A 24,147-nucleotide genomic window follows, 5' to 3' on the forward strand; every position below is an offset into this window, starting at 1 on the left:
AGAACTCCCCTTGCCCCCTGTCCACCCCGGGACTGCCGGACTAGTGTGGGGGCATGAAACAGTTACCGGAGTCGTACATGGTGTATCTGGAGGGCAGGGACGAGGCCTTCACGGACACCGTAATGCCCATCATGCAACAGTCCGCTGCCGACCAGCTCCACGGCGTCAAGGTGGTCAAGCTGCCGCACGGCTACCAGGCCCACCTGGATGACACCATCCCCTTTGGCGAGGTCCGCGAGGCCGTGGACTAACCGCTTGCGGGCTTCGCGTCGAGCAGCAGCTGCGCGGCGTTGGGGCTGAAGGTTTTTTCCATGACGAGGCAGGCCGCGCCAAAGGCTCCCCCGCCCGGATGCAGCCGCGTGCCGGCAATGTCCACGGCGTGGACGTTGCCGGTGACGCTGCGCTGGCGGAGCAGACCCGGGACCTGCGCCAGGTAGGTAGCCGAAAGTGCAGGCCACAACGGACCTCCGAAGACGACCTTTTCCACGTCCAGCAGGTTGGTCAGCACCGACACGGCACCGGCCATGCGGTGGGCGGAGCGCGCCAGTATGTCCGCGGCCGCCACGTTGCCGTCCGCAGCGGCGTCGGCCAGTGCCGTCACGTCCTGCGGCAGGGTGGAGGGGTTGCCCGGGTCGGGGGCGGGCAGCACGCCCAGTTCCCGGGCCTCTGCCACCAGGGTTTCGGGCATGCAGGTGACCTTGACGCAGCCGCGGCTACCGCAGTCACAGTCCGGACCGTACGGGTCGGTGATGATGTGGCCGATCTCGCCCACATTGCCCGAGGATCCGCGCACCACCTCGTCGCCCAGGATCAGCCCGGCACCAATGCCGGTTCCGATGTAGACGTATATCAGATTGGCGGCGCCGCCGGTGGACCCGGTCCAGAGCTCGGCCACGGCGGCCGCGGTGACGTCCTTGTCCATGACCACGGGAAGGCCTGTTACCTCCGCCAGAATGCTGCGCAGCGGAACCCGCAGCCAGCCGGGCATGTGCGGAGGGTCAACCACGGTGCCGTTGGCGGCGTCAATGGGGCCCGGGGTGGCCACGCCCACGCCGGCAATGCGGTGCCGGTCGACGCCGGAGCGCTCAATGATGGCGAGGATTTCCCGGCCCATCGCCGCAACGGCCTCGTCCGGCGGGCTGGCCAGGTCCGTGGGCTGTTCCAGCGATTCCAGCACGGTGCCCACGGCGTCCACCAACGCAAAGCTGGTCAGGGCCGGGTCGATGTGGACCCCGACGGCGAACATGCCCTTGGGGTTCAGGCGCAGGATGGTGCGCGGCTTGCCGGGGCCGGAGGCTTCCTTGCCGGCTTCGACGATCAGTTCGGCGTCCAGCAGGCGGCGGCAGATGTTGGAGACGGTCTGGGCTGCCAGGCCGGCCGAACCGGACAGTTCCACCCGGCTCAGGCCCTCTTCGGCGCGGCGGATGGAATCCAGGATGACGGCTTGGTTGAAATCGCCCATCTTGGGCAGGTTGGTGCCGCGGTGCCGCTGCGACACCCCCACTTCGGGAACACCCAACATTAACTCCTTGCGAAAGAATCCAACGGGAAGGCGCCCGGCGCCCCAATGCCCCCGGCTGAAAGACTACCTCCTTGCCGGGCGCCGGGCACGCAAGCCATGGCTGGGGTCCGGGGGCGGTCTCAGTTCTTCGTCGAACGCGCAACGGAGAACTTGGGGTTGCGCCCCATGACCTGCGTGGGCCCCACCCGCTCTTCGAGCTGCGGCCGGTAGTCCAGGTGCCTGTTGTAGACGGTCCACAGCTCCCCTCCCGGCGCCAGGACCCGCGACGCGGCGTCAAAGAGCTTCAGCGCGATGCCGGCGTGGACGGAGGCCCCCACATGGAAGGGCGGGTTGAGCACCACCAGCTCGGCGGACGCCATCGGGAAGCCGGCCAGCGCGTCGTCGCGCACGGCGGCGATCCGGTCCCCCAGCCCGTTGGCTTCCGCCGTGGCCGCTGCCGACGCCACCGCTGAGGCGGATTGGTCGGTGGCGCACACGCGCAGCCCCGGCCTGGCCTTGGCCAGGGCGGCGGCTATCGTGCCATTGCCGCAGCCAAGGTCAATTGCCGCCGCAGTGCTGCGCATCTCGGGAATAAACTCGAGCAGAAAGCGCGTCCCAAGGTCGAGCTTGGTGCCGCCAAACGTGGCACCGTGCGCACACAGCCACAAGCCCAGCGCATCGTTGAATTCCTGGCGCGGGAAGTCCGACGCCGGTGCCTCCTGCCGCGGCCCGACCACCCTGAGCAGGCGGGACTTGCGCCATGCCCGGCCCGGCACAACGTCCTGGAAGTGCCTGGCCAAGACGGTGTTCATGGCCAGGGCCATGTGCTTGACCCGGCCGCCGGCCACCACCTGGACCCCTGGTGCGCCATGGGCCCGGATGAGTGCGGCCGTCTCCTCCAGTTCGTCCAGGCTCCGCGGCAGCTGCCACAGCACCACGGTGGTGCCGGCAAAAAGTTCGGCCGTCAATGGCAGCGAGCGGTAGCTGTGCGACAGGCCCAGGCGTTTCGCGTTGGCCGCCAGGGCCAGCTCGCCGGAGAGTGCATCCTGGTGGACGCGGAGTCCGGTGAGGCCGTGGATGGCCGCCGCACCCAGGGCCAGCGCACCGTAACGGTCGCCCACCACGGCCACGGATCCGGCGTCGGGCGTGGCGGCAAGGGCAGCCAGAAACCCGCCGGCGCCGGTCAGGATCAGCTCGTCGGTGGCGTCGTGGGCAAAGAGGTTGGCGGCCTCGACGTCGGGAAAGCGGCGAAGCGCGGAGAAGTCGAAGCCGTCCGCGGCGGGCCTGCTATGGCCGGGGTGCTGCATGCCGTTCATGGCGCCCTTTCCTCGTCGCCCCGCCGCCCGGGGCATCCAGTCAAGTTTAGCCGCCGGTCCCGGGCGGATTCCGGCGTTGGACAGGTGTGACAAATCCAACATGTGCTTTACATCACGGACGCCCTAGAATCAAATCAGTCACTCAAGTCAACAGCGATGTCGCCGTCAACGACGACCTAAGGGGCCATCATGAGCGAAATAACACCATTGAGAAACGCCGTTCGAAATGGAAGCGGTCTCAAGGGTCTCGGGGGAATCTGGGGCGAGATGCTCGGGGAATTTCTGGGCACCTTTGTCTTGATCTGTTTTGGCGACGGGGTGGTCGCCATGGCCGTGGCGGCACTGCCCGGCAGTGGCCGTGCCGCGACCGACACCACCATCTTCATGGCGGCCGGTGACTGGCTGCTCATTACCTGGGGATGGGCGCTTGCCGTTGCCATGGGTGTTTACGTAGCCGGCGGCGTCACCGGCGCTCACCTGAACCCCGCCGTCACCCTGGCCTTTGCGGTCCGGCGGAAGTTCGCATGGAACAAGGTCATTCCGTATATCGTCGCCCAGGTCGTGGGCGCCTTTGCCGCCGCCGCACTGCTGTATCTGGTCTATTTCAATGCCATTGACGCCTTCAATGCCGCATCCAAGACCCAAAGAAATGAGCCGGGCGGCTTGGCCACCTTCTCCATCTTCGCCACCTTCCCGGCACCCTATTTCCATGGCAACCTGACCATTCCGCTGGTTGACCAGATTGTGGGTACGATGTTCCTGGTTTTGCTTATCGCAGCGATCGTGGACATGCGGAACTTGGCGGTGCAGGCCAACCTCGGGCCACTGATCATTGGTTTTGCGGTCGCAGCGATCGGCATGTCTTTTGGCGCCAACGCCGGGTATGCCATCAATCCCGCCCGTGACTTCGGTCCCCGGCTGTTCGCATGGATGGCCGGCTGGGGTGATGTCGCCCTGCCGGGCACCGTGGCGGGGTCCTTCAGTTGGTACTTCTGGGTGCCGATCGTCGGGCCCCTGATTGGCGGGGTGGTGGGCATCGTGGTTTACGACCTGTTCATTGGCGATGTTCTGCATGCCCGCCGCAAGCTCGCGGAACTGGCCCAACCCGGGCCTGGTACGGAGGAAGGGCCGGAGGACATACCCTGACAAGCACACTGGCCCTAGCTGTTCTTCAGGGGCTCCACGTACAGCCACTGCCTGCCGATCCGCACAAAGCGGCTATTTTCCCTCAGGCTGTCGCGGGCGCCCCGGCGGCGGAAGTGGGCCTCGAAGGAGACCCCTCCGTCGTTGTCCCAGGGGCCGCCGCGCACGGTGTCAAGGATGTCCAGCCGGTACCACTGCTGACCCGGGTCCAGTTCCAGTGAAGCCGGCCGCGTGTCCGGGTGCCAGGTGTGCAGCAGGTAGGCAGTGTCGCCGGTGGCGAATGCGGTGTAGCGCGAGCGCATGAGCGCCTCCGCCGTCGGCGGGAATGCCGTATCTGCGGGTGCGTCCAGGAATCGGCCGCAGCAGCCCTCCAGGGTGTCGCCGCTGTTGCACGGGCATCTCATGGCCGGCACCTCACCGCAGGGTCCGCGTCTGCGCGAGGTCGGCCACCGGGAAGTGGCGGGTTGCCATGGGGGCTGGTTCGTCGGAGGGCACGGGACCATTCTTGCATTGATTGACAGCAGCGCCGCGGCGGCATTGCGGTGCCTGCCCGCGCCTTGGGGCGGGCAGGCCCGGACCTATGGCAGCGGCGTTGTGCCGCCACGGCTCCGGAGACCATCGACAAGCAGGTCCAGCACACGATCGCGCTGCGCCGCGTCCGGCGCGCCGGCGGTCGCCAGGAACGCGCCAACGAGCGCCGTCACGACATCATCGGCGGCCACGTCGTGGCGGAGTGTTCCATCCGCCTCCCCCGCCTCGAGAAATCGCCCAAGGGTCCCCCTGATGCGCTGCCGGGTCTCGGTTGGCGCAACCACACCCGCCGAAAGCAGGCCCTGGAGCGTCTCCGCCATTCCATGTTTTGTGGCGAAGAACGTGGCGTAACGGTCGATCCAGAGACGCAGCGCCACATCGGCCGGGTTCCCCCCCAGCACCTCATCCGCGCTGGCTGCCACCTCATCGAGCTCGGACCGGTACACCGCCTCAACGAGCGCCTGCCGCGTGGGGAAGTGCCGGTACAGCGTCCCGATCCCGACGCCCGCGCGTCGCGCGAGCGTATCAAGGGCAACATTGCCTTCTCCTGCGGTGAATGCGTCGCGTGCCACCACCAGCAGCCGGGCGCGGTTGCGCACGGCGTCGGAACGCGGACGGGGCGCGTTCGCCACCGTCACGGGTGGCGGATCTATAGTCATAGCGGAGGATCCTCCGTTTAGTGGTATCGTCTTTCTCAGCGGAGGTCCCTCCGTTTAGTCCAGTATCCCATAAGGACGGGAACCACCATGGCCACCACCACCAAGCAACCACCAGGGCCGCCGGCCGGCGCAGCACTCGCGGGGCGGAGCATCGCCCGGATTGGATATGGCGCCATGCAGTTGGAACGCCACCACGCGGATCCCGCTGCGGGCGCCGAGGTGTTGCGGCGAGCCATTGAACTCGGCGTAAACCACATCGACACAGCGCATTTCTACGGCGACGGCTTCGTGAATGGACTGGTACGCCGGGCCGTCGGGGATGCGGATGTGCTCGTAGCCTCAAAGGTCGGGGCCGCACCGGACCCGAACGGCACGCTCCCGCTCCGCCCGGCCCAGCGGCCGGAGGAGCTGCGTGCGGGCGTTGAGGACAACCTCCGGAGCCTCGGCGTCGACACGATCCCCATCGTGTACCTGCGCCGTCTCGAGGTAGGTCCGGGCCTCGCGGCCCAGGGCGGGCAGGTCGTCGACATCGACGACCAGCTCGCCGAGATGACGGCCATGCGCGACGAAGGGAAGATCGGTGCGATCGGGCTCAGTGCCGTGACGACCGACACGCTGCGCCACGCGCTGCCAGCGGGCATCGCGTGCGTGCAGAACCCCTATAACCTGCTGGACCGCCGCTTCGAGGACGCGCTAAGCCTGTGCCGTGAACACGAGATCGGGTGGGTGCCGTTCTTCCCCCTCGGCTCGGCGTTTCCCGGCATGGCGAAGGTTGCAGAGGAGCCCGCCGTCCGGGAGGCAGCGTCCCGGGCCGGCGTCACCGCCTCGCAGCTGGGACTCGCGTGGCTCCTCAGGCACGCGGAGAACGTGTTTATCATCCCCGGCACCGGGAACACCGTTCATCTCGAGGAAAACATGGCGGCCGGCGGCATCGAGTTGGACGCGGTCACCCGCGCCACGCTCGACGCCGTTGGGGCGGCCTCCGTCTCCGCCCCGGTCCTGGCACCCAGCTGGCCGAGCGGCACCGGCTCCGACTAATCGCCCGCTCCCGCCCAGGAAGCGTATCCGAAAGCCGGAAACCAAAAAGGTCCGCACCGTGCCCGGTTTTTCGACCGGTGCACGGTGCGGACCTCTTGCTTTTGGTGGAGCTGAGGGGACTCGAACCCCTGACCCCCTGCATGCCATGCAGGTGCGCTACCAGCTGCGCCACAGCCCCAAACAGTTGTTTTCACCTAGACCAGGCGGTCCTGGCCGAAGCAACTCGTCTATCCTAGAACACCTTTCTCCAGGTTGCCAAATCGTGCTCCCCCGCCCCGGATTTGCGCCATTTACGGCCCGAAACGGCCCCCGGGTCATTGACGGTTTGCCCTCTAGTCCTCCACCGGCTCGGCCAGGTCCTCGGGCGCCTCAAAGGGCTGCGGCAGGGTGCCCACATTGTGCTCGGTGAGCCGCCAGTGCCACTCGCTGGCGCCGGCCAGGGAGGGTTGGGACTGTTCCACCACCGACCAATGGCAGTTGGAGAGCCCCGACAGCGTGCGCCAGAGATTTTCGGGGAGCCCCAGCAGCTTCGCCAACGCCACGCGGGTCGCGCCGCCGTGGGTGGCCACCACCAGGGTGCCGCCTTCGGGCAGGCCGGCCATCGCCTCCAGGATTGCGGCCACCATGCGTGAGGCCACGTCCGTGCGGGTCTCGCCTCCTCCCGCCCGGACATTTGGCTCGTCCAGCTGCCACAGCTTGAGCTCCGCCGGATGTGCCCGCTCGATTTCCTCGAAGGACAGCCCTTCCCACCTGCCTCCATAGGTCTCCCGCAGGCGCCGGTCCACGCTGATGGGCACGCCCGTCAGCACGGAGAGGGCCTGCGCGGTGGAGAAGGCGCGGGCCAGGTCGGAGGAGATGATCCGCACGGCCCCGGGCGCCGGGAGCGCGGCCAGCTTGCCGGCCAACAACGCAGCCGATCGCTCGGCCTGCCGTTCGCCCACGTCGTCCAGTGGGATGTCGCTTTGGCCCTGGAACCGGCGGGCGGCATTCCAGGCGGTGCGCCCATGCCGCCAAAAGATCACCCTCCGGCGCGGACCGGCGGGCTGCAGAACGGACTGCGTGCCCCCGGCAGGGGCGGAATCCTCCAGGGGACCGGAGGCGGGAGGATTCACCAATGCGGGCACCTTACCTTCGCGGATCTCAGCTCCTACTCGGCGTCCACGCTCTCCTGCGGGCCGTCGGCCTGCCGGAGCGACGGATCGGAGGCGGCAAGCTGCAGGTCCACCACGGGGCAGTCGGCGTAAAGGCGCTCCAGGGCGTAGAAGATCCTGTCTTCCTCATGCTGGACGTGCACCACGATGTCGGCGTAGTCCAGCAGGACCCAACGGCCACCGGAACGGCCTTCACGGCGGACCGGGCGCATGCCAAACTTGTGCAGTTCGTCTTCAATGCCGTCGACAATGGCGTTGACCTGGCGTTCAGTGGACGCGGAGGCGATGAAGAAGATGTCCGTGATGGCCAGCCTGTCGCTCACATCCAGTGCGATCAGGTCCTGCGCCAACTTGTCCGACGCCGCCCGGGCAGCTGCACGGACCACTTCGATCGAATGTTCTGTTGCGGTCACTAACGTATCCTTTGATATTTCCGCCAACTAGCGGGCTATGGCGGTGATGAACATGACGGCTCCGACAACAAGTGCCGCACCGCCAAGAATGATGCTGCCCCATTGAATGAGCAGATTTCGCTTGGTGCGCCCCAGTCCCGCAGTGACGGCGTCCAGCGGCTCAAGCCCGTGGGCGTAGTCCGCGGGCATGGGCGGCATTTGGGTGCGGGCCGCGGATTCCGGCTGGGCCGGTGTCTGGGGCGGGACGACGGCGACCATCGCCTCCGCGCGCTGCAGGGTTCCGCTGTGCCCTCCCCCCGTGAGCGGGCGGTGGCCCGGGCCGGGCCGGTGGACGGTACGGGCTGTCAGCGCGGCGTCGAAACGCTCGGCGTTGGCATCGCGTGCGGTGGCGGGCTTTCCGGAGGAAGCCTTCCCGGAGGCGCCGGGAACCCTGCGTGGCGGGGACACCTTGGGCGTGGACCTTGTCACGATCGGCACATGTGTGGTCGACGGCGGACGCATGACAGGGCGTTCAACGCCGGGCACGTCAAGAAATTCCAGCGGCGTGACCATGGCCAGGTTGTTCGTGGCCGTGGGATCCGCGGCCGTGCGCCTGCTCTTCGCGCTCTCCTGGGCCAGCCGGTCGCGGGCCTGGGCGCGCTGGCCAAGGACGGCGGCACGGTCCTCCTGGGCCCGCTGCCCGGCCAACAACCGCAGTTCCTCGGTGCTCGGGGGCCTTCCGCCCGGCGGAATGGGCCCTGCGGAGTTCGAGGGGTAAGGTCCGGCGGGCGCGGTCCCGGCGACGGGTGCCTGCGGCGGGGCGCCCGTGCTGGACGAATGGGCCCCTGTGTGGCCCGCCCCGGGGCCCGCTGCCGGCACTTCGGCCGTGGGGGCGGCCGACGCCGCTGAGTTCCCTGGCAGGGCATCCGGCGCGGCGGCGGTGGCGCGGCGGCCCCCACGGCCGCGATGGCCAGAGTCCGGCGTCACTGCCTTGGGCCCTGTCGTTGGCTGCGGCACTGTCGTTGGCTGCGGGCCCGGCCGTGCGGGCGCATCCGCGCCGGAGGGCAGTGCGGCGGCAGGTGAAGTCGATGACGGTGATGCAGGGGCCGCCATGGGAGAAGTCCTTGCCGGATTGGACTTCGACGGCGCTGCGGGCCGGGCGGACCCGGCCGGCACTGCCGGTGTCACCGCGGGCGGGACTGGACCGGGCGCCGTCGTCGGGGCTGGCGCCACCTTTGCGGGGCGGGCAACTGCCGGGGGAACCACTGGGTTGATGCTGGTGACGGGCGCGCGCTCTGCATCCAGCTGCGCCTGGCGAAGGGCACGGCGGGAGGGCAGCGGGCTGGCCTCCTCCTTCCCGGAGTCAACAAGTTCCTTGTAGGCACGCAGCGCTGCGCGGTCCCGGGCACGCGTCTGGGACGATCGCTCCCGCGGAACACGTGTCCCGGCGTCGTTCGTTGAAGCGTCGTTCGTGGCGCCGTCGTTCGTGGCGGCGCCGCTCCAAGAACTGTTGCCCGCCGGACTTCCGCCCGGCCAGGCCGGGCCGTCTGCGGGTCCACCGGGGTCGGAAGGCTGGGTGCGCCGTCCGCGCCGGTCCACGGCGGGGGTGGCGGGCGTAGGCACAAGTGGCACCGGCGGGTATGCCGCCGCGCCTTGCGTTTGCTCCGAGTTCGCCTCCCGCAATTCCCTGCGAGTGCGAACCGGCTCCGTTTCCTTGCTCATCACTTACTCATTCAGTACTAGAAGTCACCGGCAGGACATGTCCGCCCGCGTCGCCGTCCGGTTGAACGTAAAGCCCGTATTTGGCTATGTATTGCACCACACCGTCGGGGACCAGGTACCATACGGGGTTTTTCTCCTGGACCCTGGTGCGGCAATCCGTGGAGGAGATTGCCATGGCGGGCACTTCCAACAAACTTACGTCGGATCGCCCCATGTCGTCGAGTACGTGTCCCGGCCGTGTCACGCCCACAAAATGTGCCAGGTTCCACAACTCGTCATTGTCCTTCCACGACATGATCTGGGCCATGGCGTCCGCGCCGGTGATGAAGAACAGGTCCGCCTCCGGGCGCATCCGCTTCAGGTCCCGCAGCGTGTCGATGGTAAACGTTGGCCCGGGCCGGTCAATGTCCACCCGGCTGACAGTGAACTGTGGGTTCGCCGCGGTGGCTATCACCGTCATCAGGTAGCGGTGCTCAGCGGCGCTGACCCGGCGTTTCGCTTTCTGCCACGGTTCCCCCGTGGGCACAAAAATGACCTCGTCAAGCTTGAATACACTCGCAACCTCACTGGCTGCAACAAGGTGTCCATGGTGGATTGGATCAAATGTGCCACCCATGACTCCAACACGGAGACGGTTGCCGGCGCCCCCGGCAGGGGCCACCTTGTGCGTTCCCCTAGTGATCGGAGGACGCCTGGCCGTCGTGGTGCATGTGCTTGGCGGTGTGCTGCTTGTGGGGGTCGTCGGTGGCTTCGACGGCGTCGTGGCGGTTGCCCAGGTTCATAAAGGATACGCAGACAAACATCAGCAGCAAAAGGATGGCCAACACGGATCCGCCAATCACGTACGGCGGCGCAATCAAGGGCCACGGCTCTTCATGTGCGGCTGCTTCGGCCAGGACGACGCCGGCAAGCTGGGTCAGCATTATTACTCCCCTATGGGTTGGTGGACGGCCGCACTGAAATGCGCATCCGGCCAATCGTTGCTTTGATTCCTTCTAATGGTACGTGGTAACCGTTGCGACTGGCACACGGCCGCGCCGTGGGCCCGTTTCAGCCACAGCTCTGGGCCCACGCGCCCGATGGGCCGCGAGGGCCCCGCTGCGAGCTTCCGAGCAGTGGGAGCGGCTGGGGACTATCCCCGGACTTGGCCTTCGCCCTGCACGATCCACTTGGTGGTGGTCAGTTCCGTCAGCCCCATGGGGCCGCGGGCGTGCAGCTTTTGGGTGGAAATGCCCACTTCGGCGCCCAGGCCCAGCTCCCCGCCGTCGGTAAAGCGGGTGCTGGCGTTGACGATGACGGCGGCCGAGTCGATCTCCGCAATGAACGTCTCTGCGTTGGCGAGGTCGTTGGTGAGGATGGCCTCCGTGTGGCCAGTGCTCCAGGTGCGGATGTGCTTGATGGCCTCAGGGAGCGAGTCCACCATCTTCACGGCGAGATCCAGGTCCATGTACTCGGTGGCCCAGTCCTCGTCCGTGGCCGGGAAGCTGGTTGCCCCGGCGGGGACCAGCGGCGCAACGCGCTCATCCACGTGCAGCCGCACCCCGGCGTCGGCCAGGGCCTTCAGGACCGCCGGAACCACGGTGGAGTCCTTGTGGACCAGCAGCGTTTCCACCGTGTTGCACACGCTGGGACGCTGGGTCTTGGCATTGAGCAGGATGTTCACGCACATCTCCTCCTTGGCGCTGCTGTCGATGAAGATGTGCACATTGCCCTCGCCGGTCTCGATGACCGGCACGGCGGAGTTCTGCACGACGGTTTGGATGAGTTCGCGCCCGCCCCGCGGAATGAGCACGTCCACCTGGCCGCGGGCCTTCATGAGAAGATTGGCACCCTCCCGGCCGTATTTGTCCACGGACTGGACGGCGTCGGCGGGCAGGCTCACGGATTCCAGGGCGTCGCGCAGCAGTCCCACCAGTGCCTCGTTGGTGTGTGCCGCGGCCGTTCCGCCGCGCAGGATCACGGCATTGCCGCTCTTAAGCGCCAGGCCGGCGATATCCACGGTGACATTGGGGCGGGCCTCGTAAATGGCCGCCACCACGCCCATGGGGACGTTGATTTGGCGCATTCGCAGGCCGTTGGGCAGGGTCTGTCCACGTACCACGTTGCCCACCGGGTCCGGCAGTGTGGCCAGTTTTTCCAGGGCGTCGGCCAGTCCCTGGATGCGCGGCGGGGTCAGCGTGAGACGGTCCAGCATGGCGGCTGTGGTGCCGTTGGCCCGGCCCGCTGCGACGTCAAGGGCGTTGGCGGCAAGGATGCGGTCCGCCCGGGCGAGCAGGGTTGCGGCGATGGCGCGCAGGCCCTTGTCCTTCCAGGCCCGGTTTGCCCCCGCCATCTTGCGGGACGCCCGGCGGGCCCGTTCCGTGACGGCACGGACCTCGGTGGCAGCGGCCTCAGGCGCGCCGGCGGCCGGCTCGCCTGAGGTGCCGACAGTGGGGACTTCGCCAACGGAAGCCGTGGATTGTTCAACAGTCTGCTCGGTCATGGCTTAAGTCTAGGCCACGCGGCACTTTCGTTACGGGTGCAGAAGGACCAGGTCGTCCACGTGGACCACCTCGCGTTCATATTCGCGGCCCAGTTCCTTCGCCAGCGCCTTGGTGGAGCGGCCCAGCATTTGCGGCAGGTCCCCGCACGGGTAGTTCACGAGCCCGTGCGCTATGACCCTGCCGGCGGAATCGGCAATCTCCACGGCATCCCCGGCGTCGAAGTCGCCCGTGACGGCCGTGATGCCGGCAGGCAGCAGCGACTTGTGGCGTTCACACACGGCCCGGACGGCACCGTCGTCGAGCACCAGGCGCCCGCGGATGTCCGCCAGGTGCGCCAGCCACAGCAGCCGTGCGGGGCGCTTGCTGCCATTGATGCTGAACCAGGTCCCCACGTCCTCCCCGGACAGGGCGTCCGCGGCGTTTTCGGTGGAGGTGACCAGGGCCGGGATTCCGGTCTCCGCGGCGATCAGCGCCGCCTGGACCTTGGTCGCCATGCCGCCGGTGCCTACGCCGGCCCTGCCGGCACTGCCGATGACGATGCCTTCGAGGTCCTCGGGAGAGTCGACGATGCTGATGCGCCGGGCGCCCTCCATGGGCGGCCCGTCATAGAGGGAGTCGACGTCTGAGAGCAGCACGAGGGCGTCGGCCTTGACGAGGTGCGCCACGAGCGCGGCCAGCCTGTCGTTGTCGCCCACGCGGATCTCATGCGTGGCCACGGTGTCGTTTTCATTGACAATGGGCACCACACCCAGGTGCAGGAGACGTTCCAGTGCCCGGTGGGCGTTGACGTACTGACGGCGCCGGGTCAGGTCCTCGGCGGTCAGCAGCACCTGCGAGACTGTCACCCCGTGCCCAATGAACGCGTGGTTGTAGTGGGCCATCAGCAGGCCCTGACCCACGCTGGCCGCGGCCTGCTGTGTGGCCAGGTCCTTGGGGCGCCGGGCCAGGCCCAGGGGCAGCAGTCCGGCGGCGATGGCGCCGGAGGAGACCAGGATGACCTCCGTGCCGGCCAGCCGCCGGCGTGCCAGGACGTCCACCAGGTTCTTCAGGGCCACCTCGGAGATGCCGCCGGCCACGGACGTCAACGACGACGAGCCCACCTTGACCACGATTCTCGCCGCGGTGGCGATCGCCGAGCGCGTGCCGGCGCCGGCCTGTGCGGCGGATCCGCTAGAGCCCATCGTTGCCCGCTGCACCGCCGTCGGCGTCGAGATCTTCCTTGATGCCCAGGTTCCTGGCATGCTGGCGGTTGGTTGATTCGGTCCAGATGCCTGCCTTGCGCTCGGATTCGAGCTCGGCACGTGCGGCTGCCTTGGCGTCGCGGCGTTCCTGCTGCTCCTCACGCTTTTGGGCACGGGTGGGGCGGTCCCCGATGTCGGTCAGGCGCAGGTCCTCGCCGCGGGGTCCGGCCAGATGCTCGGCACCGCCCATCATGGTGGGCTCCCAGTCAAAGACCATGCCGCCTTCTTCACCAATGATCACGGTGTCGCCGGGGGTGGCGCCGGCCTTGAACAGGCCCGCTTCAACGCCGGCCTTCGCCAGGCGGTCGGCCAGGTAGCCGATGGCTTCCTCGTTTTGGAAGTCCGTCTGCTTCACCCAGCGTTCAGGCTTTTCACCCAGGACGCGGAACAGCGGCTCGAGGTTCTTTTCCTCCCGGCGGATGGTGAACGGCGTGGCGTTGACGGCGCGGGGGCGCAGGATTACGGGGGTGGCCTTCACAGGCGCGGCAGCGATCGCGTCGCGTGCCTGCTGGACAATCTCGGCCATGGCGAAGCCGAGCTGGCGCAGGCCTTCGTGGCTGGCCGCGGAGACCTCAAAAACGCGGTAGCCGCGGGCCTCGAGGTCGCCCTTGACGAACTCGGCCATGTCGCGGCCGTCCGGGGCGTCAACCTTGTTCAGTGCCACGAGCTTGGGGCGCTCGTTCAGGGGGACCACGTCGCCGTCGGCCCCGGCAAAGCTCATGTCCACGGCGTAGCGGTCCAACTCCCGTTCAATCACGGCCAGGTCGGAGATGGGGTCACGGTCCGCCTCCAGGGCGGCGCAGTCCAGGACGTGCACCAGGGCGGCGCAACGTTCCACATGGCGCAGGAAGTTGTGGCCCAGGCCCTTGCCTTCGCTGGCGCCTTCGATGAGCCCGGGGACGTCGGCAATGGTGAAGCGGACGTCGCCGGACTGCACCACTCCCAGGTTCGGCACCAGCGTGGTGAACGGGTAGTCGGCGATCTTGGGGCGGGCGGCGGACATGGCCGCGATGAGGCTGGACTTTCCGGCGGATGGGAACCCGACCAGGGCAATGTCGGCGATGGACTTCAGTTCCAACACGATGTCGCGTTCGCTGCCCTCAACGCCGAGCAGGGCAAAGCCGGGGGCCTTACGCTTGAGCGAGGACAGGGCTGCGTTGCCGAGCCCGCCCTGGCCGCCGGCGGCCGCAACGAACTCGCTGCCCACGCCGACAAGGTCGGCAAGGACGTTGCCGGCCTTGTCCTTGACCACGGTGCCGTCGGGGACGTCGAGGATGAGCGTTTCGCCAATCCTGCCGTCGCGCCAGTCACCCATGCCAGGGCCGCCGTTGGTCCCGTGGCGGTGGGGTGCGTGGTGGTAATCAAGGAGTGTGGTGGTTTGCGCGCTCACGCGCAGGATGACGTTGCCGCCGTCGCCGCCCTTGCCGCCGTCGGGCCCACCCAGTGGCTTGAACTTTTCGCGTTTGACAGAGACGCAGCCATGGCCGCCAGTCCCGCCGGATACATGCAAAACAACCCGGTCAACAAAGCTGGCCAATGAAATCTCCTTGATTAGTACTGCCCTTGCGCACTTATTCTAGTCCGCGTGTTAAAACACAGTGGAGCGAGCCATGCGGCCCGCTCCACTGGAAAAGCTTTGGTATTAGACCGCAGCTGCAACGATGTTCACAACGCGGCGTCCGCGGCGCTGGCCGAACTCGACCGCACCGGCGTCCAGTGCGAACAGCGTGTCATCCTTGCCGCGTCCCACACCCTCGCCCGGGTGGAAATGGGTGCCGCGCTGGCGAACGATGATTTCGCCCGCCTTGACAACCTGACCGCCGAAGCGCTTGACGCCCAGGTACTGAGCGTTGGAGTCACGACCGTTGCGAGTGGAACTCGCACCCTTTTTATGTGCCATTTGAAATGCCTACCTTTTGACTTTGAAGACTGTATAAGAGGATCTACGTACGAACTGCGTAATTACGCGATCGAGGTGATCTTGACCTTCGACAGTTCCTGACGGTGGCCCTGACGCTTCTTGTAGCCGGTCTTGTTCTTGAACTTCTGGATAACGATCTTCGGTCCACGAAGATCCTCCAGCTTCTCAGCCGTAACCTTTACATTTACCAGGTCCTTTGCGGCGGTGGTGAGCTTCTCACCATCAACCAGGAGCAAAGCGGGCAGCTCAAGCGTGCTGCCAACTCCACCGGGGACGCGGTTCATGGTCACGTAGTCTCCGACGGAAACCTTTTCTTGACGGCCGCCTGCGCGGACAATCGCGTACACCACTGGGGAACTCACTTCTCTCGACGTTTATTACAAAGAATTATTGTGCCTCAACGCCGTGGACCTCAATGGAGTTCTACCATGGAGTGGTTGCCCTTAGTGTTGGCGTAAGCACCGAAGATCAAGAATACGCTAATTCCTGTCCCGGCCGCAAATGAGACTGGTTCCGCGCCACCGCAGCCGCCGCAAACTGGCCTTCACCTGTTCGCGCCTGCCCGTTCAACGAAACCGTGCACCACCACTTTAGCGTGCCCGGCTGCCCGGAGCCGCGCCATTGAGTGTGGCGCGGCGCATTTTTTTACTGCACGGCAGGTGGTGTTAATCACGCCGGGCAAGCGGGGCTAACCAGGCGTACAGCCGAGGCGCGTCGAAAAAGTCCACCTCGTCGTGTGCCGACTGCACAAACGCCGCCCTCATCCGATCCCGCTCCAGGGGCGAGCCCCGCCGGGCCGCGGCATCCACAATGGCGACGGCCCGGGCGGTGGCCTGGGCAAAGGCGTCGTCCGCGTAGCTTTGAAGCCACTCACCGTACGGGTGCGCGCTGCCGGTGGCGCCGCCGTCGTGCTTGAGGTAATCGGCATGAAGCACCCGGCCCACTTCCGCATACAGCCAGTAGCAGGGCAGCACGGCGGCGGCCACTTCGCCATAGCTGCCGGAATACGCCACGGCCTGCAGGTGGTTGACGTAGTGCCTGGTTACTGGCCCCATGGCCACCTCCAGGGGGTGCCTGCTGAGCCAGTCGCGGTGCAGCGAGAGTTCCACGGCCAGGCAGTTTTGGGCGCCGGCGGCCCAGAAACGCTGTTCGTCCTCGTTGGGGGCGAGGGCACTGGCACGCGCCAGCACGCGCGCATACGCGCTGAGGTACTGCGCGTCCTGTGCCAGGTAGTACGCAAAGTGCTGTCCATCCAGCGTGCCGGCGGCCAGCTCCTTGATGAACGCCAGCCCAAAGATGGCCTCGCGCTGCGGTGCAATGTCCGACCACAGGGACCGGCTGAAGTCGTCCCCCGCAGGACCGGCGGATGCCCAGAGTTCATGGAAATGGTTCAGCGGCCCGTGCCCGTGCCCCACCGACAAGGGACCGGATTCGCGCAGGGCGCCGGTGAGCCAGTCCTTGGCCCGGCGCACGCTGGCCGGCCAATTGCCCGTGCGCACCTGCAGCGTGGCCAGTGCCGCGGAGAGCGAGCAACCTGTGCCGTGCGTGTTGGGTGTCCCCACGCGGGGGCCATCGAACACTTCCACCGAGCCGTCCGGACCGAGCAGCGCGTCGGGGCAGTCGTCCCCGTCCAGGTGCCCTCCCTTGACCAGCACATGGGTGCCGTGTGCGGCGGCCAGGGACTTGCCCTGCTGCAGGGCAGCCTCCCACGTTGCCGCTTCGGGTTCCCCCACCAGCACGGCCAGTTCGGCGATATTGGGCGTGGCCAGGTGGGCGTGGGCCAGCAGGCGCAGCAGGGCCGTGCGCGCGTCTTCGCGCATCAGTGCGTCACCGCTGCTGGCCACCATCACCGGGTCAAGCACGACGACGGGCGGGCGGGTTTTCGCCAGCCACTCCCCCACCACGTCCATCACCTCGGCGTTGGCCAGCATGCCGATCTTAACAGCGTCAATGGAAATGTCTGCGGACAGGGATTCCAATTGCCGGGCCAGGAAGCCGGCCGGTGGAACGTGGACGTCCTGGACGCCCCGGGTGTTTTGCGCCGTCAGGGCCGTGACGGCAGCCATGGCGTAGCCTCCGTGCGCGGAGATGGACTTGATGTCCGCCTGGATTCCGGCGCCGCCGGAAGGATCCGATCCGGCGATGCTGAGCACGCGCGGGTGCCGCGGCGCAGCGGAGGTGGGCCGGGTCGGGGGTGCCGCGGGCCGGGCCTGGCTCGCCGCGGGCGGGGCCGGTGGTGGTTGGTACGCCGTCGGTGGCTGACTCATTGGACATCCCTTCGCCGGTGCTGGCCGGACAGGTTCAACGGGTGTTTTCTCAGCCGGCCCTCATGGCCTGGCACCCCGTGTCGTTCCCCACCCTAGTCCCGCGGCCTGGCCCTAACGAAAAATGACCCGCAGTTGTGGAGAGAAAAAACAACAAACTCGTTGAATTTTCGACCACTACTGCGGGTCAGATATTGCCCTGTCTAGAGCTCCGAAGCGGGGACGCCTACGCCGAGCATGATGATCGGCGCCGCTGCCTTGGGTGCCGCGACTTCCGCCTTTGCGGCCGGCAGGGCCGCCGCACTGCTGTGCGGGGTGCTCCCCTGCCCGGCGGCGGCTTCCGAGGTGTCAACACTCATGTCCGCCCCACCCTGCGCACTGCGCGCGCTGCGGTTGCGGCGGGCCCGGCGGGTGCGGCCCCGGTTGACAGAGGCCGAGTCGTGGTGATCGTCGGTTGCACCGGACTCCGGGTTGGCGGATGCCGTCCTGGCCGGCTCCTGCGGGCCGGACAGCTGGTCCAGTGCCTGTGCCAGGCCGGCCAGCGCCGCCGCCTGCCCGGCGTGGTGCGCGGCGTCGTCGTGGTGGTTGCCGCGGGGCAGCGCCACTGCCTCGCCGCCGAGCGTGACAGTCGCGGTGTCGCCCGTACCGGCTGGCTGGGCCTGGGCCCCCACGGCGTCGGCGCCCGCACCGGCGTCGCGGTGCCCGCCGGCGTTGTGGTGCGCGTCGGTGTCGTGGTGCGCAGCGGCGGCTGCGGCGGCAATGCTGGCCAGGGCAGCCCTGGCCTGCGTGGCCTTGTGCAGGCGCTGGGCCTCGGTGGCCTCGTCGACGACGGCGGGTGCCTCGGCCGGCTCATGCGCGTCCGTGTGGTCGCCGTCCTGGAGCTGGCTGCGGTTGCGGTTGCGCTTGCGCTCACTGCGGGTGGAACGGTTGGCCGTGCGGTCACTGTCGTGGTGGTCGTTCCTGCCCGGCTGCGGGTGGTGCTGCTCGGCGGCCACCGTGTGCACGCGGCGGTGCTCGACGGGGATTTCGTGCGTGACCATGCCCCGGCCCGCGCAGGTTTCGCACTGCTCGCCGAAGACCTCCAGCAGGCCGGTGCCCATGCGCTTGCGCGTCATCTGCACCAGGCCCAGGCTCGTGACCTCGGCCACCTGGTGCTTGGTCCTGTCCCGGCCCAGGCACTCGACCATGCGGCGCAGCACCAGGTCGCGGTTGGATTCAAGGACCATGTCGATGAAGTCGATGACGATGATGCCGCCAATGTCGCGCAGGCGCAGCTGGCGCACCACCTCTTCGGCGGCTTCCAGGTTGTTCTTGGTGACGGTTTCTTCCAGGTTTCCGCCGGAGCCGGTGAACTTGCCGGTGTTGACGTCAACCACTGTCATGGCCTCGGTGCGGTCAATGACCAGCGAGCCGCCGGAGGGCAGGAACACCTTGCGTTCCAGCGCCTTGGAGATTTGCTCGTCGATGCGGTGGGCGAGGAAAATATCCTCGTCCTTGGTCCACTTCTCCAGGCGGTCCAGCAGGTCCGGGGCCACATAGGTCACGTAGGCCTCAACGGTGTCCCAGGCTTCCTCGCCGGAGACGATCAGCTTCGTAAAGTCCTCGTTGAAGACGTCGCGGACCACCTTGATGGTCAGATCCGGTTCGGCGTACAGCAGCTCCGGGGCAAGCGTCTTGTGCGAGGTGGCACTGTTGTTGATGCCTTCCCACTGGGCGCGCAACCGGTTGATGTCGTTGGTAAGCTCCTCCTCGCTGGCACCTTCGGCTGCGGTACGCACAATGACGCCCGCGTTGTCCGGCAGGTGGTCCTTGAGGACCCGCTTGAGGCGGTTGCGTTCGACGTCCGGCAGCTTGCGGGAGATGCCGGTCATGGAGCCGCCCGGCACGTAGACCAGGTAGCGTCCCGGCAGGGAGATCTGGCTGGTCAGTCGGGCACCCTTGTGGCCCACCGGATCCTTGGAGACCTGCACCAGGACGGAGTCCCCGGACTTCAGCGCGTTCTCGATCCGGCGCGGCTGGCCGTTGAGCTTCGCGGCGTCCCAGTCGACCTCGCCGGCGTACAGCACGGCGTTGCGGCCGCGTCCAATGTCCACGAACGCCGCTTCCATGCTTGGGAGGACGTTCTGGACCTTGCCCACGTACACGTTGCCGATGAGCGAATCCTGCTGCGTCTTGGACACAAAGTGCTCAGCGAGGATGCCGTCTTCGAGCACGCCAATCTGGATCCGGTCGTCACTTTGGCGCACCACCATGATCCGGTCCACGGATTCGCGGCGGGCCAAAAATTCCGCCTCGGTGATGACGGTGCGCCGGCGGCCGGAGTCGCGGGAATCGCGGCGTCGCTGCTTTTTGGCTTCCAGGCGGGTGGAGCCGCGCAGGCTCGTCACACGGTCGGAGGAGCTCGACGACGGTTCCACCGGCGTACGCGGCGCCCTCACCTTGGTCACGGTGTTGGGCGGGTCTTCGTCGGTGCCGCCTGTCAGTTCCAGATCGGCATCCCCGCGGCGGCGGCGACGGCGTCGGCGGGAGGTGACGCCCTCGGAATCGGACTCCTCGGGGTGGGAATCGTCAGCAGCTTCTTCGGTTTCGGCGGGCTTGTTGCGGCGGTTGCGGTTGCGTCCCCGGCCGCGGCGGTTCTCATTCGTTTCGCCGGCATCGCCCGAGTCGTCGCTGTCCTGATCGTCCTCGGCGGAGTGGGCCGCCGCTGGGACTGGAATGGTCAGGCTGAGGTCGGGGGCCAGGAACAAGGCGGAAACTCCGGCGGCGGGCGACAGGAACAGCGACTCTGCGGCGGAAGCCGTCTCGGTGGCGGGGGCTTCCCGCGCGGGCTCGACGTCGGCACCGGCGGTTTCCGTGCGCGCTGCAGCGTCCGCGGTGTGAACCGGTTCTGCTTCTGCGCCGGCGGCGGGTGCGGAGGATTCCGGGGCCGCGGCGGCTGTCGGTGTTTGGTCAGCTACGTCCGATTCGGCAGTCGCGGCCGATTTCCGAACCGCAGGCTTGCGGCGGCTGCGCGTGGTCTTGGCGGCGGGAGCGGCTGTTTCCCCGGCGGTTTCCTGCACGGGCTCAGCCTGACCGGGAGCGGAGGGGGCTTCTTCCGCCGGGGCGTCGGTTGTCTTGGCGCGGCTGCGACGGGCGGGCGCCTTCCGGACCGGCGCGGCGGACTCTGCGGGCTGCGCTGCCGTGGCTGCGGCATTTGCGGCTTCCCCGCCAGTGGCCGGGTGGTCCAGGGACAGTTCACCCTGCACGGCTTCGGCGGCAGGCGCGGTGACGGGGGCGGTCGCGCGCCGGCGCGGCGCACGCTTGGCGGGGGCCTTTTTCGGTTCCACAGCAGTGCCGGGAGCAGTGGCGGCGGGCTCTGCGGAAGCGGCCGGTGCCGTGGCGGGAGTCGTGGCCGGAGCTGCCAGCCCGTCCAGCAGGTTCGGGGCGTCCCCTCCGGCAGCCTTCTTCGCCCGGCCGCGCCGCACGGGTGCCTTCTTGGCTGGCACCTCTGCGGCAGGGGTGCCAGCGGCGGGAGTCCTGATGGCGGGTGCCTGGGATGCATCAGGGGCCGGCACATCTGCGGCAGCGGCAGCTCCCGGTGCAGTGGCTGCGGAGGTATCGGTCACCTTGGCAGTAGCGCGGCGGGAGCGTCGCACCTTGGCGGGGGCCGGCGTCGTGCCGTCAGTGCTTGTGCTGCCCGAGGCGGCACTCACTGCCGACACACTGCCAACAGTTGTTGCGTTTGATTCTGTTGCGGACTGTTCATTATCCATTTGTGGCGTTACTTTCGCACCGCTGCCACGCCCCCACATCGGGCGCCGCGAACGGCAGATGTGCCAGCACCCGCGGGCGCTGGCGGAAGTCGTCTAATTACTCTCCGGGCGGCACCGCCTTTATACGGGTGCGCAAGCTCCAAGAAAGCCAATGGCCTGCCGCACTTGCTCTGCGTGGGACGGCCCGGTGGATGGCTTCCATGGAATGGAGCGTCGTCACCGGCAATCCCGAGGGCCTGCCATTGGACCGAACGGCGCATGTGGATCGCCAAACAGCCACCTTCATTGTCTCATACGCGGCCGCCCCCGGGGCCGCAAGAGGCACGGCGCGCCAAGTTTGCCACGCTACAATCAGGACAACATTCCCGATCCCCGTAGAAAGGCCATGATGCCGAGCTCCAGCGTTTCAGCGCGCCCGTCCGATGCCGCCCTGCCCGCCCTGGTGCGGGCCAAACCCTTCGGCTGGTTCCTGGTCATTGCCGGTGCGGTTGCCTGGGTTGCGTCCGCCACTCTGGTGTTGGAGCGTCTGGACCTCTACACCAACCCGAACGCTAAGATCAGCTGCGACATCAACTCCTGGATCTCCTGCGGCGACGTCATGAAAACATCCCAGGCGGCCATCTTCGGCTTCCCCAATCCGTTCATCGGGATCGTTGCGTTCGCCGTCGTCATCACCACGGGAATGGTGCTGCTGGCCGGTGCGGAACTCAGGCGCTGGTACTGGATCGCCCTGCAGGTGGGCGTCACGCTCGGAATCGTGCTCATCTGCTGGTTCTTCACACAGGCCGTGTATGTGCTGGCGATCCTGTGCCCGTACTGCATGGTGGTGTGGGCCATGATGATCCCGCTGTTCGTGTGGATCACCGTGCGCAACCTCAGGCACGGCGTCATCCCGGCCCCGCCCGCCGTCACGAAGTTCGCCGCGGACTGGGCCTGGGTGGTTGTCGGGCTGGCCTACGTGGCGGTCGTCGCAGCTATCTTCTTCAAGTTCATGGGGCTGATCATCCCCTCCAACGCTTAGTTCCTCAATGGGCCCACGCCCGCGAGGGTCCCGCTGCGAGCTTGCAAGCAGTGGGAGCGGGTGGATGGGCCCACGCCCGCGAGGGTCCCGCTGCGAGCTTGCAAGCAGTGGGAGCGGGTGGGGACGATGATGAAAGGGCACCTCCCGGCTTGGGAGGTGCCCTTTCGCCGGAGCGGGGCTTGGCGGCGTTTAGGCGAACCAGATGCCAATCTCGCGTTCGGCCGATTCCACCGAGTCCGAGCCGTGCACCAGGTTTTGCTGGACCTTCAGGCCCCAGTCGCGGCCAAAGTCGCCGCGGATGGTGCCCGGTGCCGCAGTGGTGGGGTCGGTGGTGCCGGCCAGGGCGCGGAAGCCCTCGATCACACGGTGGCCCTCAAAAATGGCGGCAATCACGGGTCCGGAAAGCATGAACTCCACGAGGGGCTCGTAGAACGGCTTGCCCGCGTGCTCGGCGTAGTGCTGCTCAAGCTGTCCGCGGGTGGCGGTGACCTTTTTCAGCTCGGCCAGCGTATACCCCTTCGCTTCGATCCGGGCCACGATGGCGCCGGAGAGGTTACGGGCCACGCCGTCGGGCTTGACCAGGACGAGGGTGCGCTCAATGCTCACAGTTGCTCCTAAGAGTTGGGGAAGTTTGGCGGGCGCCTGCGGGGCAGGGCCCCATCCAGCCTACTGGGTGGCGAGCGCCAGCCGGGCCCGCAGCTCCGAAACAGCATCCGCATTGCCCCCGAACGCGGGCAGCGGCGCCCGGCCCCACAGCCAAAGGAGGACGTCGCCGGGCCCGCCAAAAACGATTGCTGCCTCGGTTTCGTCGGCGGCCCGCCGAAACAGGTCCTCGGCCGGGTTGAGCGTCACCTCCCAGCGACAGCCGGCGCTCTCGATGCCGACCGTGGCACCGGTGGCTTCCGCGAAGACCTCGGTGGACCAGTCGCCGGCAAGCATCAGCGCCAGCACCTCGTCGATGCCGTCCACGGCCAGCAGTGCGTCCACCCCAGTCACCGAACCTGCGGCGCCTTCAACGTCGCGGCGGTGGACAGCCGTTTCGTGGGCCATGCGGCGGATCCAAAACCCGACAGTCTGGTCCTCCGGAAACCAGGTGGCGGCCGCATCCGACGGGTTGTGGCCGTCAAATTCGGCCTGGAGCCCGGCATGGCACTCGTCCAGCACCTCCAGGGTGGGACGTTCCGCCAGCCACGCAGGCGGCCATCCACCGCCGGGCATCACACCGGTGCGGATCGACTCAGCCTTGTGCAGATACACCTGAGTAAGGTGGCGCACCACATCCTCGCCCGTCCAGCCCCCACACTCGGGGACCGGGACGGCCAGGGCGGCCGGCGCCACCTCACGGAACCGCGCGTAGTCGGCGTCGAAGTTGTCCCGGTAGGCGGCAAAGTCCAAGGCATGGGGATAAAGATCGCTCACCCCTCCACGGTAGAACGTGACCCTGGCCCGCGCAATGGCAACCCGGTCGCCCCTGGCTCCCGCAACCGCGCCCGCCCGGTGGATTCGGCGGTGCAGGTCCTGCGGGCTTGCGAGCAGTGGGCGCTTCGACTTCGCGTCGATGCGGTCCGGAAACGATGCGTTATTCGGCCTTTTCCGGGTGCGCCGCGTCCCATTCGGCCTGCTGGCGGGCGCGTGCGCGGTTCTCCCGGTCAATGCGGCCGCCGGCGTGCAGCGCGTACCACCAGGCAATCGCGAACAGGACGCCCACCACGAACATGGACGTCTCCCAGAACCCTCCTGCGATGAGAAGCAGTTGTAGAATCCAACCAAACGCGGGGCCCCACTTCTTGGCCATGAACGCGCACGCGGCAATCATCAACACGGCCAGCACAACGGCTACCGCCAGGTACACGGGATTTTTGCCGTGCAGGCCAAACAGCGCAAGCCCCAGGAAGATGGCCACCAGCGCTTCCAGCACCAGCACGGTGGAGGCAAACATCATCTTGGTGGAACGCTGCTTTTTCGGCATGCCCGGGCGCCAGTCCCGCTGTGCCTTGGTCAGTCTCGCCATG

General features: G+C 67.5%; 23 protein-coding genes, 1 tRNA gene and 1 riboswitch. Of the genes, 4 read left to right on the plus strand and 20 right to left on the minus strand.

What is annotated here, in order from left to right; translation table 11 throughout:
- Positions 1 to 53: 53 nt before the first annotated feature.
- On the plus strand, positions 54 to 251 hold the full coding sequence (locus CVV68_RS10400) for a hypothetical protein (protein ID WP_110500930.1): 198 nt from the start codon (positions 54 to 56) through the stop codon (positions 249 to 251).
- On the opposite strand, the gene CVV68_RS10405 is transcribed toward CVV68_RS10400, so the two are convergent.
- Together CVV68_RS10405 and CVV68_RS10410 are read right to left on the minus strand one after the other, a co-directional pair.
- The gene (locus CVV68_RS10405; RefSeq protein ID WP_438502629.1) at positions 248 to 1,522 is read right to left on the minus strand and encodes an ROK family protein; all 1,275 of its coding nucleotides are present in this window, start codon (positions 1,520 to 1,522) and stop codon (positions 248 to 250) included. The two genes, CVV68_RS10400 and CVV68_RS10405, sit on opposite strands and share 4 nt — an antisense overlap.
- Before the next feature lie 119 nt (positions 1,523 to 1,641).
- Positions 1,642 to 2,817 carry a class I SAM-dependent methyltransferase gene (locus tag CVV68_RS10410; RefSeq protein ID WP_245933460.1) on the minus strand — a complete coding sequence of 392 codons (1,176 nt, stop codon included), beginning with the start codon at positions 2,815 to 2,817 and terminating at the stop codon, positions 1,642 to 1,644.
- A gap of 189 nt (positions 2,818 to 3,006) precedes the next feature.
- On the opposite strand from CVV68_RS10410, the gene CVV68_RS10415 reads away from it, so the two are divergent.
- A complete protein-coding gene (locus tag CVV68_RS10415; protein WP_110500931.1) occupies positions 3,007 to 3,963 on the plus strand; it encodes an MIP/aquaporin family protein in 957 nt (318 codons plus the stop codon).
- Positions 3,964 to 3,977: 14 nt separating this feature from the next.
- Here the strand turns inward: CVV68_RS10415 and CVV68_RS10420 are convergent, their stop codons facing one another.
- Positions 3,978 to 4,364, minus strand: a complete 387-nt coding sequence (locus tag CVV68_RS10420) for a YchJ family protein (protein WP_110500932.1) — start codon at positions 4,362 to 4,364, stop codon at positions 3,978 to 3,980.
- Positions 4,365 to 4,538: 174 nt separating this feature from the next.
- Positions 4,539 to 5,150 carry a TetR/AcrR family transcriptional regulator gene (locus CVV68_RS10425; protein ID WP_170133148.1) on the minus strand — a complete coding sequence of 204 codons (612 nt, stop codon included), beginning with the start codon at positions 5,148 to 5,150 and terminating at the stop codon, positions 4,539 to 4,541.
- Positions 5,151 to 5,237: 87 nt separating this feature from the next.
- Between CVV68_RS10425 and CVV68_RS10430 the strand changes: the two genes are divergently transcribed.
- Entirely contained in the window at positions 5,238 to 6,188 is a 951-nt protein-coding gene (locus CVV68_RS10430) for an aldo/keto reductase (protein ID WP_110500933.1), read from the plus strand.
- 102 nt (positions 6,189 to 6,290) lie between these two features.
- On the opposite strand, the gene CVV68_RS10435 is transcribed toward CVV68_RS10430, so the two are convergent.
- The 13 genes from CVV68_RS10435 to CVV68_RS10495 all read right to left on the minus strand — a co-directional run bounded on the left by CVV68_RS10435 (position 6,291) and on the right by CVV68_RS10495 (position 21,054).
- Positions 6,291 to 6,366, minus strand: a tRNA-Ala gene (locus CVV68_RS10435).
- Between the two features lie 154 nt (positions 6,367 to 6,520).
- On the minus strand, positions 6,521 to 7,300 hold the full coding sequence (locus CVV68_RS10440) for a histidine phosphatase family protein (RefSeq protein ID WP_245933470.1): 780 nt from the start codon (positions 7,298 to 7,300) through the stop codon (positions 6,521 to 6,523).
- A gap of 35 nt (positions 7,301 to 7,335) precedes the next feature.
- Positions 7,336 to 7,752, minus strand: a complete 417-nt coding sequence (rsfS, locus tag CVV68_RS10445) for a ribosome silencing factor (RefSeq protein ID WP_110500934.1) — start codon at positions 7,750 to 7,752, stop codon at positions 7,336 to 7,338.
- 27 nt (positions 7,753 to 7,779) lie between these two features.
- Positions 7,780 to 9,453 (minus strand): hypothetical protein, encoded by a 1,674-nt coding sequence (locus CVV68_RS23465; protein WP_170133144.1) that lies wholly within the window; start codon positions 9,451 to 9,453, stop codon positions 7,780 to 7,782.
- A gap of 7 nt (positions 9,454 to 9,460) precedes the next feature.
- Positions 9,461 to 10,114 (minus strand): nicotinate-nucleotide adenylyltransferase, encoded by a 654-nt coding sequence (gene nadD / locus CVV68_RS10455; RefSeq protein WP_281268283.1) that lies wholly within the window; start codon positions 10,112 to 10,114, stop codon positions 9,461 to 9,463.
- A 13-nt stretch (positions 10,115 to 10,127) separates the two neighbouring features.
- Positions 10,128 to 10,376, minus strand: coding sequence for a hypothetical protein (locus CVV68_RS10460; RefSeq protein WP_211320791.1), 249 nt, complete (start codon positions 10,374 to 10,376; stop codon positions 10,128 to 10,130).
- A 209-nt stretch (positions 10,377 to 10,585) separates the two neighbouring features.
- Complete coding sequence (locus CVV68_RS10465) at positions 10,586 to 11,935, minus strand: glutamate-5-semialdehyde dehydrogenase (protein ID WP_110500937.1); 1,350 nt, start codon at positions 11,933 to 11,935, stop codon at positions 10,586 to 10,588.
- 30 nt (positions 11,936 to 11,965) lie between these two features.
- Positions 11,966 to 13,117 carry a glutamate 5-kinase gene (gene proB / locus CVV68_RS10470; RefSeq protein ID WP_110500938.1) on the minus strand — a complete coding sequence of 384 codons (1,152 nt, stop codon included), beginning with the start codon at positions 13,115 to 13,117 and terminating at the stop codon, positions 11,966 to 11,968.
- A complete protein-coding gene (obgE, locus tag CVV68_RS10475) occupies positions 13,107 to 14,714 on the minus strand; it encodes a GTPase ObgE (protein WP_110500939.1) in 1,608 nt (535 codons plus the stop codon). Before obgE ends, proB begins: the two co-directional genes overlap by 11 nt.
- A gap of 105 nt (positions 14,715 to 14,819) precedes the next feature.
- On the minus strand, positions 14,820 to 15,077 hold the full coding sequence (rpmA, locus tag CVV68_RS10480; RefSeq protein ID WP_082357843.1) for a 50S ribosomal protein L27: 258 nt from the start codon (positions 15,075 to 15,077) through the stop codon (positions 14,820 to 14,822).
- A 62-nt stretch (positions 15,078 to 15,139) separates the two neighbouring features.
- The gene (rplU, locus tag CVV68_RS10485; RefSeq protein WP_110500940.1) at positions 15,140 to 15,448 is read right to left on the minus strand and encodes a 50S ribosomal protein L21; all 309 of its coding nucleotides are present in this window, start codon (positions 15,446 to 15,448) and stop codon (positions 15,140 to 15,142) included.
- A 315-nt stretch (positions 15,449 to 15,763) separates the two neighbouring features.
- A complete protein-coding gene (locus CVV68_RS10490) occupies positions 15,764 to 17,365 on the minus strand; it encodes a bifunctional hydroxymethylpyrimidine kinase/phosphomethylpyrimidine kinase (protein ID WP_110500941.1) in 1,602 nt (533 codons plus the stop codon).
- Positions 17,355 to 17,453: riboswitch (TPP riboswitch) on the minus strand. (Overlaps the previous gene by 11 nt.)
- 112 nt (positions 17,454 to 17,565) lie before the next feature.
- Entirely contained in the window at positions 17,566 to 21,054 is a 3,489-nt protein-coding gene (locus CVV68_RS10495; protein WP_245933461.1) for an Rne/Rng family ribonuclease, read from the minus strand.
- A 448-nt stretch (positions 21,055 to 21,502) separates the two neighbouring features.
- On the opposite strand from CVV68_RS10495, the gene CVV68_RS10500 reads away from it, so the two are divergent.
- Positions 21,503 to 22,135 (plus strand): vitamin K epoxide reductase family protein, encoded by a 633-nt coding sequence (locus CVV68_RS10500; RefSeq protein ID WP_245933462.1) that lies wholly within the window; start codon positions 21,503 to 21,505, stop codon positions 22,133 to 22,135.
- A gap of 189 nt (positions 22,136 to 22,324) precedes the next feature.
- Here CVV68_RS10500 and ndk read toward each other — a convergent pair whose 3' ends face one another.
- From ndk to CVV68_RS10515, 3 genes are all read right to left on the minus strand, one after another.
- Positions 22,325 to 22,741 carry a nucleoside-diphosphate kinase gene (gene ndk / locus CVV68_RS10505; protein ID WP_110500944.1) on the minus strand — a complete coding sequence of 139 codons (417 nt, stop codon included), beginning with the start codon at positions 22,739 to 22,741 and terminating at the stop codon, positions 22,325 to 22,327.
- 60 nt (positions 22,742 to 22,801) lie between these two features.
- On the minus strand, positions 22,802 to 23,554 hold the full coding sequence (locus tag CVV68_RS10510) for a maleylpyruvate isomerase family mycothiol-dependent enzyme (protein ID WP_170133149.1): 753 nt from the start codon (positions 23,552 to 23,554) through the stop codon (positions 22,802 to 22,804).
- A 160-nt stretch (positions 23,555 to 23,714) separates the two neighbouring features.
- Positions 23,715 to 24,146 (minus strand): DUF4233 domain-containing protein, encoded by a 432-nt coding sequence (locus CVV68_RS10515; protein ID WP_110500946.1) that lies wholly within the window; start codon positions 24,144 to 24,146, stop codon positions 23,715 to 23,717.
- Between the last annotated feature and the right edge of the window lies 1 nt (position 24,147).

Source organism: Arthrobacter livingstonensis, from assembly GCF_003219815.1.
Classification (GTDB): domain Bacteria; phylum Actinomycetota; class Actinomycetes; order Actinomycetales; family Micrococcaceae; genus Specibacter; species Specibacter livingstonensis.